This is a genomic window from Nocardia sp. JMUB6875 (assembly GCF_041154655.1).
Lineage (GTDB): Bacteria > Actinomycetota > Actinomycetes > Mycobacteriales > Mycobacteriaceae > Nocardia.
In genome coordinates, this window is the sequence record NZ_BAAFGR010000007.1 from 57,392 (window position 1) to 71,566 (window position 14,175).

Annotated in this window: 13 protein-coding genes; 2 read left to right on the forward strand and 11 right to left on the reverse strand. The window is 68.3% G+C overall.

Annotation, left to right across the window (positions count from 1 at the left end; genetic code table 11):
* The first annotated feature begins 88 nt into the window (after positions 1–88).
* Positions 89–4,228, forward strand: coding sequence for an ATP-dependent RNA helicase HrpA (hrpA, locus tag ACAM49_RS03480; RefSeq protein WP_369633986.1), 4,140 nt, complete (start codon positions 89–91; stop codon positions 4,226–4,228).
* 17 nt (positions 4,229–4,245) lie between these two features.
* Here hrpA and nrdR read toward each other — a convergent pair whose 3' ends face one another.
* The 3 genes from nrdR to ACAM49_RS03495 all read right to left on the reverse strand — a co-directional run bounded on the left by nrdR (position 4,246) and on the right by ACAM49_RS03495 (position 6,559).
* Complete coding sequence (gene nrdR / locus ACAM49_RS03485) at positions 4,246–4,722, reverse strand: transcriptional regulator NrdR (protein ID WP_369633987.1); 477 nt, start codon at positions 4,720–4,722, stop codon at positions 4,246–4,248.
* Positions 4,723–4,826: 104 nt separating this feature from the next.
* Complete coding sequence (locus ACAM49_RS03490) at positions 4,827–6,050, reverse strand: hypothetical protein (RefSeq protein WP_369633988.1); 1,224 nt, start codon at positions 6,048–6,050, stop codon at positions 4,827–4,829.
* A 104-nt stretch (positions 6,051–6,154) separates the two neighbouring features.
* A complete protein-coding gene (locus ACAM49_RS03495; protein ID WP_369633989.1) occupies positions 6,155–6,559 on the reverse strand; it encodes a hypothetical protein in 405 nt (134 codons plus the stop codon).
* A 371-nt stretch (positions 6,560–6,930) separates the two neighbouring features.
* Between ACAM49_RS03495 and lexA the strand changes: the two genes are divergently transcribed.
* Positions 6,931–7,611: a transcriptional repressor LexA gene (gene lexA, locus ACAM49_RS03500; protein ID WP_369634020.1), complete on the forward strand. Its 681-nt coding sequence runs from the start codon at positions 6,931–6,933 to the stop codon at positions 7,609–7,611.
* A gap of 97 nt (positions 7,612–7,708) precedes the next feature.
* Here the strand turns inward: lexA and ACAM49_RS03505 are convergent, their stop codons facing one another.
* The 8 genes from ACAM49_RS03505 to ACAM49_RS03540 all read right to left on the reverse strand — a co-directional run bounded on the left by ACAM49_RS03505 (position 7,709) and on the right by ACAM49_RS03540 (position 14,171).
* A complete protein-coding gene (locus ACAM49_RS03505) occupies positions 7,709–8,173 on the reverse strand; it encodes a DUF2231 domain-containing protein (RefSeq protein ID WP_369633990.1) in 465 nt (154 codons plus the stop codon).
* A gap of 103 nt (positions 8,174–8,276) precedes the next feature.
* Positions 8,277–9,050 (reverse strand): hypothetical protein, encoded by a 774-nt coding sequence (locus ACAM49_RS03510; RefSeq protein ID WP_369633991.1) that lies wholly within the window; start codon positions 9,048–9,050, stop codon positions 8,277–8,279.
* A gap of 162 nt (positions 9,051–9,212) precedes the next feature.
* Positions 9,213–10,880: an alpha/beta hydrolase gene (locus ACAM49_RS03515; protein WP_369633992.1), complete on the reverse strand. Its 1,668-nt coding sequence runs from the start codon at positions 10,878–10,880 to the stop codon at positions 9,213–9,215.
* Between the two features lie 45 nt (positions 10,881–10,925).
* Entirely contained in the window at positions 10,926–11,234 is a 309-nt protein-coding gene (locus ACAM49_RS03520) for a hypothetical protein (protein ID WP_369633993.1), read from the reverse strand.
* Positions 11,235–11,321: 87 nt separating this feature from the next.
* On the reverse strand, positions 11,322–12,296 hold the full coding sequence (locus tag ACAM49_RS03525; RefSeq protein WP_369633994.1) for an acyl-ACP desaturase: 975 nt from the start codon (positions 12,294–12,296) through the stop codon (positions 11,322–11,324).
* A 106-nt stretch (positions 12,297–12,402) separates the two neighbouring features.
* Positions 12,403–13,005 (reverse strand): hypothetical protein, encoded by a 603-nt coding sequence (locus ACAM49_RS03530; RefSeq protein ID WP_369633995.1) that lies wholly within the window; start codon positions 13,003–13,005, stop codon positions 12,403–12,405.
* Positions 13,002–13,541, reverse strand: a complete 540-nt coding sequence (locus ACAM49_RS03535) for a hypothetical protein (protein ID WP_369633996.1) — start codon at positions 13,539–13,541, stop codon at positions 13,002–13,004. The genes ACAM49_RS03530 and ACAM49_RS03535 overlap by 4 nt, the downstream gene beginning before the upstream one ends.
* Positions 13,542–13,553: 12 nt before the next feature.
* Positions 13,554–14,171 (reverse strand): hypothetical protein, encoded by a 618-nt coding sequence (locus tag ACAM49_RS03540; protein WP_369633997.1) that lies wholly within the window; start codon positions 14,169–14,171, stop codon positions 13,554–13,556.
* Positions 14,172–14,175: the final 4 nt, after the last annotated feature.

Genomic DNA, 14,175 nt, shown 5'->3' on the forward strand with positions numbered 1-14,175 from the left:
GATTCGGCCCGCGCGCAAGCCCGGATCGCGGCCACCCGACACCGCGCCGACCGGCCCGGATCGACCCTTCGCTATCGTTGACGGTGCAATGACCAGGACCGCCGCCACCTCTCGCGAGCTTCGTTCCCGCCTGGCCGATCTCTCGATCCGCGACGAATATCGACTGCGTCGCCGGCTCGACAAGGCCCGCGGCGGCGATCTCACCGAACTCGAAGCCGATATCGACGCCGCCCAGCGCCGGGTGGACGCCCGCCGGGCCGCCGTCCCGGCCATCGCGTACCCGGAACAGCTACCGGTGTCCGCGCGCCGCGACGATATCGCCGAGGCCATCGCCGACAACCAGGTCGTGATCGTGGCCGGTGAGACCGGCTCCGGCAAGACCACCCAGATCCCGAAGATCTGCCTGGAACTCGGGCGCGGGATTCGCGGCACCATCGGCCACACCCAGCCGCGGCGACTGGCCGCGCGCACGGTGGCCGAGCGCATTGCCGAGGAGCTGGGCACCGAACTCGGTGACGTGGTCGGCTATACGGTCCGGTTCACCGACCAGGCGTCGGATCGCACGCTGGTCAAGCTCATGACCGACGGCATCCTGCTGGCCGAGATCCAGCGCGACCGGCTGCTGCGGCGCTACGACACGATCATCATCGACGAGGCGCACGAGCGCAGTCTCAATATCGACTTCCTGCTGGGGTATCTGAAGCAGCTGCTGCCGAAGCGGCCGGATCTGAAGATCATCATCACTTCGGCGACCATCGATCCGGAGCTGTTCGCGCGTCACTTCAGTGACGAGAAGGGCACGCCCGCACCGATTGTCGAGGTGTCTGGCCGGTCGTATCCGGTGGAGATCCGCTATCGGCCGCTGTCGCTGGAACTTCCGGTCACCTCCGAGGATCCCGACGACGAGGACACCCAGATCGTCGACCGCGATCCCACCGACGCCATCGGCGACGCGGTGCGCGAACTGCAGGCCGAGGGCGACGGCGACATCCTGGTCTTCCTCTCCGGCGAACGCGAGATCCGCGACACCGCCGACTCGCTGCGCGATATGCGGCTGCGGCACACCGAGATTCTGCCGCTGTACGCGCGGCTGTCGGCGGCCGAACAGCACCGGGTGTTCGAGGCGCACACCGGGCGGCGCGTGGTGCTGGCCACCAACGTGGCCGAGACCTCGCTGACGGTGCCGGGCATCCGGTACGTGATCGACCCAGGCACGGCGCGCATTTCGCGGTATTCCATGCGCACCAAAGTGCAGCGGCTGCCCATCGAATCGATCTCGCAGGCCTCGGCGCGGCAGCGGTCCGGCCGCTGCGGCCGTGTGGCGGACGGCATCGCCATCCGGCTGTACTCCGAGGAGGACTTCGAATCCCGGCCGCAGTTCACCGAACCGGAGATCCTGCGCACCAACCTGGCCGCCGTCATCCTGCAGATGACCGCGCTGGGCCTGGGTGACATCGAGAGCTTCCCGTTCGTCGAGGCGCCCGACAGCCGGGCCATTCGCGACGGCATCGCCCTGCTCGAGGAACTCGGCGCGCTCGGCCGCGCCGAGGCCGAATCCGGTAAGCGCCAGGACATTCCGGACGCGGGCCTGATCCTGACCCCCATCGGCCGCGAGATGGCGCAGATCCCGGTCGATCCCCGCATGGCACGCATGCTCGTCGAGGCCAACCGCGGCGGCTGCCTGGCCGAGGTGCTGATCATCGTCGCCGCCCTGTCCATCCAGGACGTCCGCGAACGCCCCGTCGAGCACCAGCAGGCCGCCGACACCAAACACGCCCGCTTCACCGTCGAGGGCTCCGACTTCCTGTCCTACCTCCGCCTCTGGGACTACCTGCGGGAACAGCGCAATGCCCTGTCCTCCAACCAGTTCCGTCGCATGTGCCGCGACGAATTCCTGCACTACCTGCGCATCCGGGAATGGCAGGACCTGCACGGCCAGCTCCGCACCATTACCCGGGGATTGGGCTGGAACACCGAAGGCTCCGACGCTCAATTCGACCGCACGGCAGCGATTTCCGGCGAGGACGAGAACAACTCACGCAACCGGCGAGGCCGGAATCAGGGCCGCGGGAACGGATCCCAAGGCGGCCGCGGCGGCCGCGCCGAGCTGGCCGAGCGCCTCGCGGCCAAGTCCGGGGTCGACAATGATTCGCTGCCTTGGGATATGACGTCGATTCATCAGGCATTGCTGGCGGGCATGCTGTCGCACATAGGCGTGCGGGAGGCCGAGACCCGGGAGTTCCTGGGTGCGCGCAATGCGAAGTTCATGATCTTCCCGGGATCGTCGCTGGCGAAGAAGCCGCCGCGATGGGTGATGGCGGCCGAGCTGGTCGAGACCTCGCGGTTGTGGGGGCGGACGGCCGCGCGGATCGAGCCCGAGTGGGCCGAGCGGTTGGCCGGGGATCTGGTGAAACGCACCTACTCCGAACCGCATTGGTCGGCCAAGCGGGGTGCGGCGGCCGCGTGCGAGCGGGTGACGCTGTACGGGATTCCGCTGGTGACGCAGCGGCGCGTGGACTTCGGGCGGATCGATCCGGAGCTGTCGCGCGAGCTGTTCATCCGGCATGCGCTGGTGCAGGGCGAGTGGCAGACCAAGCACCAGTTCTTCGAGCGGAACCGCGAATTGCTGGAGGACGTCGCCGATCTCGAGCACCGGGCGCGGCGGCGGGACATCCTGGTCGACGATCAGGTGCTGTTCGACTTCTACGATCAGCGCATTCCGGGCGACATCGTCTCGGTGCGGCATTTCGACAGCTGGTGGCGCAAGGCGCAACGCCAGGACCCCAACCTGCTGGACTTCACCGCCTCCACCGTGGTGAACGAGGATGCGGCCGTCCTGGATCCGACCGCCTACCCGGACAGCTGGCGGCAGGGTGAGCTGACCTTCCCGCTGACTTACCAATTCGAGCCGGGCCAGGCCGATGACGGTGTGACCGTGCACATTCCGATCGCCCAGCTGGCGCACGTGCGCTCGGTCGGCTTCGACTGGCTGGTCCCCGGCATGCGCGAGGAGCTGGCCGCGGCCTTCATCAAGACGCTGCCGAAACAGCTGCGCCGCACCGTCGTTCCCGCCCCGGACTTCGCCAAGGCCGCACTCGACAGCCTCACCCCGCGCGCCGAACCGCTGCGCACCGGCCTGGCCCGCGAGCTGTCCCGGCTCGGCTCGGTGACCATCACCGCCGCCCACCTGGATCCGGCGGGCCTACCCGAACACCTGCGCATGACCTTCGCCGCCACCGACCCCTCGGGCGCGATCGTCGCGCGCAGCAAGAGCCTGGCAGAGCTGAAAACCAAACTGGCCGAACAGGTCTCGAAATCGGTCGCGCGTGCCAACAATGCCGCCGAACGGGCCCCGGCCACGGTGTGGACCTCCGAATCGCTCGGCAATCTCCCGACCGCGGTGAAGCGCCAGGTCGGCGGCCAGACCATTACCGGCTACCCGGCCCTGGTCGCCGAGCCCGAGGGCGTGGCGGTCCGGGTGCTGAGCTCCCCGGCCGAGCAGGCCACCGCCATGCGCACCGGCACCCGCGCCCTGCTGCTGGGCGCGATCACCACCAATACCCGCGCCGTCACCGCGGGCCTGCCGCCCACCGATCGCCTTGCGCTGAGCCAGAATCCGTACGGCAGCCTGGACGCGCTGGTCGAGGACTGCCGCGCCTGCGCCGCCGACGAACTCATCGCCGCCAACGGCGGCCCGGTCCGCAGCCCCGAACAGTTCCAGGCGCTGGTGGAGAAGGTCCGGCCCCAATTCACCACGGCCGTGGCGAATATCGTCCGCTCGGTGGTCCCGGTCCTCGCCGAGGCCCACCGCCTACGCGCCGCCCTCGCCGAATCCCGCGACCCCGACGCCACCGACGACGTCACCCATCAGCTCGACGATCTGGTCTTCCCCGGCTTCATCGCCGAATGGGGCAGCGCGCGACTGCGGGAACTCCCCCGCTACCTGGCCGCCGCCCGCCTGCGCCTCGAGGCCCTCCCGGCCGCCGCCAACCGCGACCGCGCGGGCATGATCGAACTCGACCGCGTGCACGCCGCCTACGACCATCTGGTCGCCAACCTCCCCGAATCCCGCCGGGGCGGCCGCGACATCGTCGAAATCTGGTGGATGATCGAGGAACTCCGGGTGAGCCTGTTCGCCCAGCAGCTGGGCACGCCATATCCGGTCTCGGCCAAGCGAATCGAGAAGGCCATCGACGCCGCCCGCCGCCCGCCGCAGCAGAAGCGCTAGCAGCAGCGGACGCTCGGTTACTCCGCGGTCGCGCCGACCGCGGTCTCCTCGCGGTGCTTGCGTAGGTCGGCGATCTCGCGTTCGAAATCCTCGGCGGAACTGAAGGATCGGTACACCGAGGCGAAGCGCAGATACGCGACCTCGTCGAGGTCGCGCAGCGGGCCGAGGATGGCCAGGCCGACCTCGTGACTGGGCACTTCGGGGGAACCCTTGGCGCGCACCGCATCCTCGACCTGCTGCGCGAGCAGATTGAGCGCGTCGGAGTCGACCTCGCGACCCTGGCAGGCGCGGCTCACACCGCGAATGACCTTTTCGCGACTGAACGGTTCGGTGACGCCGCTGCGCTTCACCACCGACAGAATCGCGGTTTCGACTGTGGTGAACCGGCGCCCACACTCCGGGCAGGCACGCCGCCTCCTGATGGCGGTGCCTTCCTCGGCTTCACGTGAGTCGACCACCCTCGAATCGGGATGGCGACAATACGGGCAATGCATCCGGGATCCTTTGTCGATGCCTCGTTCGGCTAAAACCTCGAGCAATCTCGAGGATACCGTGACAGCCGAGGTCCGCGGCGTCCGCCCGGGTCACGCGGCCGGAATCAGGTGGTCAACTGCCATTGCGCGGTCATATCGGCCAGCAGGTCCGGCAGCCGCTGGATCAGCCGGCCGTTGCTCAGCATGGTCGAGAACGGCACCGCCAGAACCGGTCTCGCCACGGCCGGATTCGCGCACAGTTCCAGATAACGCGGCAGCAGGTCGTGGGTGATGTAGTTCCACCGCGTGTCGCGGTCGGCCCAGTTGAAGTCGGGCAGCGGGGCGCGCAGCGACATGGTGCCCGCGTGCAGGGTGGTGGGTGCGAACACGCCGGGCGCGAGCACGCCGGGCACCGCGGCCTTGCCCGCGACGGTGCTGACATAGGTCATGACCCGGCCCATGGCCCCGCGCCCGTGCGAGGTGACGTCCCACTGGTCGGCGATGATCTGGTTCTGCTCGCGGTCGGTCATGCGCAAGGCGGCGTCGGCCAGGCCGTCCTGGGTGCCCGCCGCGATATCGCGCCAGGCCAGGATGGCGTTCTCGTCGAGCACGCCCGCCCGGTACATCTCCTCGACCCCGGCCAGGCCCTCGGCCGCGTAGGCCTCGTGCATGGGGACCTGATCGATGAAGATGTGCTTCTGCATGATCATCAGCCGGGTCTGGTACCAGGCCAGATCCTCGGCGGTGAGCCGCTCGCCCTCGGTGCCCAGGGTCCGGATGTCGGCGGGCGCGATGTCCAGCAGCTGCGCCGGGGTGCCGCGCAGCAGGTCCGCCACCGCGTCGCCGAGCTGATGCACGCCCGGCACGCTGATGATGGCGGCGACATCGCCCATATCGAAGAAGCCCGAGGCGAAGGAGCCACCGGCCAGACCCGCCAGGCCCGTCCACCAGTACTCGGGGTGAGCGTTGTTGAGCCGCAAGTAGTTCACATAGACCTGGGTGAAGGTGCGGGTATTGGCGGCGACGCCGAGCGCGGGATCCCAGGTGGCCAGGTCGATATCGGCATTGCGGGTGGCGACCGCCAGCCAGTACTGGTGCAACAGCGTCGCGTAGCGCTGCGGCGCGACGCCCGCGGCGCGAGCCCCGTCGAGCGCGCCGCGCAAGACGTCCGGGTCGAGAGGCAGCGCCGGGTTCAGCCCACCGCCGCCCGCGCCCTCACCATTGATTGACGGTAGATCCAGGTATGCGACGTAACCGGATTCCGCGTGTGCGGCCGGTACCGTCACCGCCCCGAACATCAGGCAGGTGAGCACCCCTGCCAGCCGCAACAACCCTCGCACACTCGGCATTACGCCCCCTGTCGCGTTTGTAGCCTCAGTCACATTCAAGGGGACGGTAGCAACGTGTTTCAGTTTTCAATCTGCATTTTCGGCCAACTACCGGGCCGCATCGACTAGCGAGCGGGGACGGGCGCCATCTGCACGGCGGGCGGGGTGGTCTGCGAATCGAAGTCGCCGGAACGCAATTGGGCCAGACCGATGAGCCCGGCCACGGCGAGCGCGCTCACCAGTGCGGTGATGGCGAGGGCGGCGAAACCGGTCTGCGCGCGCTGCACGCGCTCGAGCGGATGGATGCCCCGGGCGCGTCCGGCCGCGTGTCGCACGACGACATGATCGCGTCGAACACGGACCCGGGCGGCGGGCCGCACCTGCGGACGGCAGGGGCGACGGTCCCCGGCGGGCATCGCCACGACGTCGGCCACGCGGGCCGGTGACCGATCGGAACGCAGCTCCCACGGGATGCTGTCGAATCCCAAATCGCTTCCGAGAGTGTCGATTTCGCTGACCACGGCGCGCATCGAAGAAACCTCCAAGGTAGGGCGGACCGGATGTTGCTGGACAACTGACTCGATCATGTGTTCGAAGAACTGATGTTCGAATTTCTACCACGCCCCACCGACAATGTCGACGATTTCCACGACATGCGTCGAACAGATGTTTGATCACTCGCGTCACACGGTCTACAGTCGAGACCACGAGTTCCCCGGACGCACGCGAGGACCCCTCCAGGCAGGAGACGGACCGCGCCCGGGAACGAATTCCGGTGAGCGACAGCAGTGAACGGAGGACGGCGGCGGTGAGCGAACACGGCGGCGCGGAAGGTGATAACGGACCTCTTGGTCTCGAAGGAGACGGCTCGTCCGCCGAGCAATCCGGCTCCGGCGCGGATCTGACCGTGCGCCAGCGCAAGGTGCTGGAGGTCATCCGCACCTCGGTGCACGACCGCGGCTACCCGCCCAGCATCCGCGAGATCGGCGATGCCGTCGGCCTCACCTCGACTTCCTCGGTGGCGCACCAGCTCCGGGCGCTCGAGCGCAAGGGCTATCTACGCCGCGACCCGAATCGTCCACGCGCCGTGGACGTCCGGGGCCTGGACGAGACGGCCATGCGCGCCGCGGCCGGCGCGCCGCAGCTACGCGCGGTCAACGGTGATGCGGCACGCTCTTCAGATTTCACAGCCTCCGATGAGCACCCGATCCCGACCTACGTCCCGGTCCTCGGCCGGATCGCCGCCGGTGGCCCGATCCTGGCCGAGCAGGCGGTGGAGGATGTCTTCCCGCTGCCGCGCGAACTGGTCGGCGAGGGTTCGCTGTTCCTGCTCAAGGTCGTCGGTCAGTCGATGATCGACGCGGCCATCTGCGACGGCGACTGGGTGGTCGTGCGTCAGCAGAACGTGGCCGACAACGGGGACATCGTGGCCGCCATGATCGACGGCGAGGCCACCGTGAAGACGTTCAAGCGCACCGGTTCCCAGGTGTGGCTGATGCCGCACAACCCCCTGTTCGAGCCGATTCCGGGCAATGACGCCCAGATCCTCGGCAAGGTCGTCACGGTCATCCGCAAGATCTGACCGTGCCGCACTGTCGTGACCCGGTGACCGCCCCGCAGACCGGCCGCCGGGTCACGACAGTCGCCCCGTCCGGGATCGCCTCGACGGATTTCCTCGGTCAGTGATCGACCACGCCGTTCCACACGGCGTGCGCCCCCGAATCCCCGACCCGATAGGTCTGCCACGCGGCCGCCCCGCCCGCCGCGATCGCCACCACCGCGAGCACCGCCACCACGGCCCGCCCGGTCGGCTTCCCGCGCCCCTGCCGGATGTGCGCGAGCACCAGCAGCGCGGCCGAGACCGCCAGCGGCACAACGAAGTACAGCATCTGCCGCCCGAGCCGCGCATGCTCGTCGAGCACCGGCGGCATGCCCAGCTTCTGCTGGAACCACTCCCCCGCCTCCACGGTCACCGGCGTCAGCGCGGTCACCACCACCGCCAGCACGGCCGTCGGCCAGATCAGCCGGGCGCGCGCGGCGGGCCAGAGCGCGCACAGGATCACCAGCCCCGCCGTCAGCGGCACCAGCACCACGATCAGGTGCACCAGCAGGACATGGGCGGGCAGCCCATTGATAGTCGACATATCTCGGCTCTTTCGAACTCGGCGAAAAGCCCGGCGTATCAGTACAACGTATGTCGACGGCCACCGGTTCGGCCGCTCGCCGAGTCGACTCGGCGAGTTCGGTTCACTCTGTTTCGGTCGGCACCACGATGCGGGTCAGCAACTGGGTGGGCGCCTCGTCGGCGTGCGCGATCGACTCGGCGGGCTCGGGCGTCGCCTCCTGGGCGGGAGCGGCTTCCGGGGCGGGAGCCGTGGACTCCGGGACCGCGGCCTCGACCGGCTGCGCCGCCGCGGCGTCCTCCGCCAGGGCGGCGACGTCCGAGGCCAGGGTGGCCAGGCGGCGGGCCCGCAGGTCATCGCTCAGCACCGCGGCCGATGATTCGGCCGGGGCGTGGACGATGCGGCGGGTGGGGGTGTCCTCCACGGGCGTGGCCTCGGCCCCGCTCGGCAGGCCCGAGCCCGCGGCGAAGCCCAGCACCTCGTACTGGGTGCCGATGGTCATGACGGCCGAATTCTTGTCGTGCGCAATGTATCCCTGGTTGGTGCCCATCACCCGGCGCAGCGACTCGAGCCAGCGGTGGTCCAGGACGCGGCAGTCGGCCCAGGGGAAGTACTCGAGGCCGGTGCGGAGGTAGAAGCGGTCACCGATGCGGGCCCCCCGCAACAGTTCCAGCAACCACGCGTCGATGAGATTCGGCTGGGCATTGCGATAGATGCGCGTGCGCGGCGCGACCGACCCGTTGGCGAATTCTCCGAAGGAGTTCAGCAACTCACCCGGAAACTCTTCTATCTTCCCAAAACCGACGACATCCAAACCGAGAAGTTGCTCCGGAAGTTGGGCGGCAATCCTGCGCTCGTCATGCAGTTTGAACTTCCTATTGATGTTCTCAGTGCGCATTTATCTCCGACTTCCCGTCCAAGCTTCACGGAACCCTAGCATGAACCCAACCGTTTCAAACCAGTTTGGTCAGCCGCCCAGACTACCGGTTGGGTAACGCCCGCTACGAACCCGCAACCAGGGGTTACGGCTATCACGGCGCAACGCGGGGCCCGCCGCGAGTCAGCGCGGCCGGTGGCCCGCGATGATTTCCCCCTGCGTCGTCAGCCCTGGATTGCCAGGGTCCCAATAGTTTCCGTGGGCGAGCACATCAAGGGGTAAGGCGCGCAACACCGGAAGGTCGATAGTGGCCCCCGAAGATCTGAAAACTGTTGCGCGGAATTCGCGATCCACCGGATCGACCCCGTGCAGAAACTGCCCGAACCTCGGCACCGGATCCGCGGGGTCGGCGGTGGCAAACACATGCGCACCGTTGCGGCCCGCAGGAATACCCCGCAACCGCAATTCCGAAACATCATCGACCTCGACGCCGGGGCTGCCCACGAACACCACCGCGTCGGCCGCCAGAGAGTTAGCTCCGGATGCCGCGGCTCCGATCACGGTGCTCCCGTAGCTGTGTCCGAGGACGGTGTTGTGCGAGGCGATCCCGGCGTGGGTGGCCCGCAACCCGTCCTCGAACAGGTCCAGTGCGGGCGCGCCCTCCCGCGCCCGCCGATCCCCCAGCGCCGCGGTCAGATCCGGCGGTGCGTCGTATCCGTACCAGGTGATCACCGAGCTACGCGCCGAGGGATCCGCGCGCTGGGCCGAACCGAGCAGCGCCCGGGACCGGTCCACACCTATCCCGATCGCGGTGAGCGGCGAACCGGTGCCGGGCACGAAGGTGGCGACATTGGCGGCGGTGTCCGGATTGTTCAGCGCGATCACACCGTGGCCCCGCGCATCCATCGACAGCAGCAAGCGCTGCTCGCCGGGAGTCCCGGCCGCGCCGAGTTGCTCGGCCAGCGCCGTGTACCCGGCCAGCCGCGTGTCGACCTCGGTCTGCGCGGCTTCCCACCGCCGCAGCGCAATCCAGCCCGCATCGGTGGTCGGCGGATTCTCCCGCCGCGACCAGTCGGGATGCTGTTCGGCCAGCCGCCGGAGCTCGGCCGTGGCCTCCTCGCGCAGCCGTGTCAGGGCGAGCCGGTTGTAATGGTCTCGGGCCAGGGCGGGCAATCCGTCCCGGGTGCCGATCAGCGGGTCATAGGCGAACAGCGCGTCCTGATCGGCGGCGGGCAGCGAGTTCCACAGGGCGTTCAGTTCTTTCGGATCATCGGGCAGGGTCGCCGTGCCCTCGAGGATTCCGGCGACCCGCGCGCTCGGCCCGCGCGGCGCGAGCGTGAGCGCCGCGACGGCCGCCGCCAGCCGCGCCCCGGCCCGCTCATCGGTCTCACCGGCGGCGTCGAGCAATGGCATCAGCCGCGCCTGGAGCTCCAGCGCCTTGGCGTCGACGACCGCCTGAAAGACCAAGTCCAGCGGCGCGTTTCCGGTATCGAACCGTGGCGCGGTGACGGTCCCGTCCTCGGCGATCCGGTACCCGTTGGCGTACCCCTCGTCCCAGATCTGCCGGACCAGCTCGCAGACCCGGTCCAGCGCACCCGCTTCGGCGAGCGCCTCGGCGATATCGACCAGCGCCGCGCCGAGGTGGTTGGCGGCCAGCTGGGACTCCAGCGCTCCCAGCGTCGCGGCCGCTCCCGCGGCACCCTGCCAGCCAGCTACGGCGACCTCGACCAACCGGCCGACCCGACTCATCGCCCCGGAGAACTCCGAATCCGCCTCGAGCACGGCCGCACTGGCCGCGATTGCCGCCTCCGGCCGCCAGGTCAGCACCTGCGACACCCTCGCCCGCCCCACACGCCCTCCCCCATAGGCCGGTACCGATCCGAGCTATCCCGGAACTCAGGAGGGGGTGTGTAGAAATGTGTCGAGCTGGGTCTTCAGGCTCTGCTCGGTGTCCTCGTAAGTGGCGTGAGCCCGATCGGTCGCCTCGGCGAGGGTGTGCAGTTGTCCCGCCATCTCACCCAGCGTGGCCGTCAGCGGTTCGCCCACGGTCTCGGCGGCCGCCCCGATGGCCGAATTGGGCATGGACCGGGCGACTTTCGCGATCTGATCCACCGGATCGATGACCGCGATCGCATCCGCCTCGTTCCGGATCCCCGCCGCCATGATTCGCAGCGCCACGATGTCGGCGCGCAGCATGTCCGCCATGCCTCCCCCTTCGTTGTGACCACCCTAGCGGGGGCGCGACAACCAGGTGAGATGAGAAGTTCAGGATGTGGACAACTCAGTCCCTGTTCACATCTTCTCGCGCCGGGCGGCCTCCCGGGCCAGCGCCCGATCGCGATGCTCCTCGAACCGGACCACGTCCTTGCCCAGTTTGTCGAGGAAGGTGGCCAGCCGGTCGCGGGTGCGTTCCCCGCGCCCGGTGAAGTCATTGCGCTCGAAGATGTTCCAGCGCCGCAGCACCGGCATGATCACCTCGTCGAGGTGCTGGCGCAGATCGTAGATGCCGTGTTTGGCGATGAGCACGCTGTTGCGCCGGAAATCGGGCATGCCCGCGCCGGGCATGCGGAAGTTCTCGATGACCGCGGTGATGGCGTCGAGCGCATCGTCGGGCACCAGGTCCAGGGCCGCGCCGCAGATATTGCGGTAGAAGACCATGTGCAGGTTCTCGTCGGCCGCGATGCGGGCGAGCATGCGGTCGGCGATCGGATCGTCGCAGGCCTTTCCGGTATTGCGGTGCGAGACCCGGGTGGCCAGTTCCTGAAAGGTCACGTACGCGACGCCGTGCAGCACGGCGTGGTCGCCGGTGCCGGTGGGATCGTCGACGCCCTGCCCCATGACCGTCATGCGTGCCTGTTCCAGCGCCACCGGATCGACGCCGCGGGTGACCACCAGGTAGTCGCGCAGCACGATGCCGTGCCGGTTCTCCTCGGCGGTCCAGCGGTCCACCCAGGTCCGCCAGACGCCGTCGCGGGAGAAGGAATCGGAGATGAGCCGGTGGTAGGAGGGCAGATTGTCCTCGGTGAGCAGGTTGGTGACCATGGCGGCGCGGGCCACCGCGCCGAGCCGGGATTGTTCGGGTTCCCAGTCGATTCCGCCCATGGCCGCGAAATTGCGGCCCTCGTCCCAGGGCACGTAGTCGTGCGGATGCCAGTCCTTGGCCATCGATAGATGGCGGTTCAGATTCGATTCCGCCACCGGTTCGAGTTCGGCCAGCAGTGCTCGTGCGGGAATGGTTTCAGCTCGTGCGGAAATGGTTTCAGCCACGTCGTATCCCTGCTCATGACGACTAGTCTCGTTTCGCGAGCCTACTCGGATATTCGCCGAATCGTGTTGGCGCTCTTGAAAGACGACCGTCCTGCAATGACGCCGATTATTTGCCAGGGGGTTGAGTCGCGGGCAGTCCGGGCAGTCCGGCCTCGGTTTGCCCGGCGCCGGATTTGGTCCCGATATCCTTGTACCCGAACACCTTCCATTGTCCGTCGACCTTCATCAGATCGACGTATTCGGTGACCGACCCATTGGTCGGATCGTTTTGCCCGGGCGCCCGGCCGGTCAGTTTCACCACGGCGAGAATCCGAATCAGATTGTCGTTCTGACTGATTACCGCCGAGTCGGACACCGCCCCGGTCATGCTGGCGTCGGCCTCGGTGAGCAGGCTGAGCATCGCCTTGGTCTGGCGCACCTGCTCCTTCAGCGTGTCGGCGGTCGCGGCCGTCATGGCGTCGTTCCACTTGGCCATGCCCTTGTCGTTGACGGCGTCCACGGTGTACGCGGTGGCCAGGAAGCCCGCGCACGCCTTCAGCGCCGCGTCGCGATCGGCGGCCTGGGCGTCCAGGTGCGCGGCGGTGGCCCGGATGTCATCCCGCGCGGCGGCGAAATGCCATGCGCCCAGACCCAGTCCGACGGCGACGGCCACGACCAGCGCGGCGGCGGCCACCGCGTACGTCGTGCGGACCTGCTCGATCTTCCTCACGGCTTACCTCCCGCGGGCCCGTAGCCCTGGATCTTCCACTGCCCGTCGATGCGGCGCAGGTCGACCAGCGCGGCACTGTCACTGGGGCTGGGTTGCGCCGCGGCCGGATCGGCGCGCCCGCTCGATTCGATGATCGCCAGCAGCGTCACCGCATCCCCGTTCTGCGACACCACGCCCACGTCCTTGACCGTGCTGCTCATGTCCACGTGCGCGCTGATCAACTTCTGCAGCACGGTCTTCCACTGTGCGAGCTGCTCGTGCATGCCGTCGGTGGTGGCGGCCAGCACCGACTTCTCCCACCGGTCCAGGCTGCCGTCGTCGATGGTGAACATGGTGGTCAGGAATTCGGACCCGGCCTTGATCGCCGCGTCACGGTCGGCGGCGCGCGCCTGCGCGGTCGCCACCTGCTCGGCCGCCCGCGCCTTCGAATAGGCGAAATACCCGCAGGCCGCACCGCTTCCGCCCAGCAGCAGCCCGACGGCGGCCACCAAGGCGATCACCCGCTGCCTGGTCACGGACTGTTCGATTTCATTCATTCCCTCGCCCTCCTAACGCGGCTGCTGCGGTGCGGTCGGCGGCTGGCTCGCGGTCACATCGCCTTTCAACGCCTGATCCCCCCGCCCGGAATCGATGGCCTTCCGCCCCGAGTCCTCCCGCCCCACTTCCACCCAGACCGCCGAGGTGGTCTTGACCGGATCGGTGGTCTGGAAGTTCTCGGTGCTCTCGGTCAATTGCGCGATCACCCGTATCCCCTTGTCGGTCTGCAATGCGCAGGCCGCATCGGCGACGGTGCTCGCCTTGTGCAGCTTCCCGGCCTTGATCAGCTCGCTATTGTCCTGCGCCACTTTGGGTGTCGCGAAATAGTCGTGAATGGGCCCGGTGGACAGCGCCGCCATGCGCGGTGTCCAGTCGTCGGGTTTGCGATAGTCGAAATTATTGGCCGCCAACAGGAAATCGGTGCCCGCCTTGATGGCGGCGGTGCAGTCGGCCTCCTTGCGCCGATAATCGGCGAGGCTGCCGGTGAGGTCGGCATTGCGGTCGGCGAGATCCCAGTTCCGGTATCCCATCACCCCGGCGATCGTCGCCACCGCGAGGATGACGGCGACCAGCCCGAGGACCGGAATCCGAATTCCGTTGTCGTTCCATTCGATCCAGCGAGACTTCATGAGT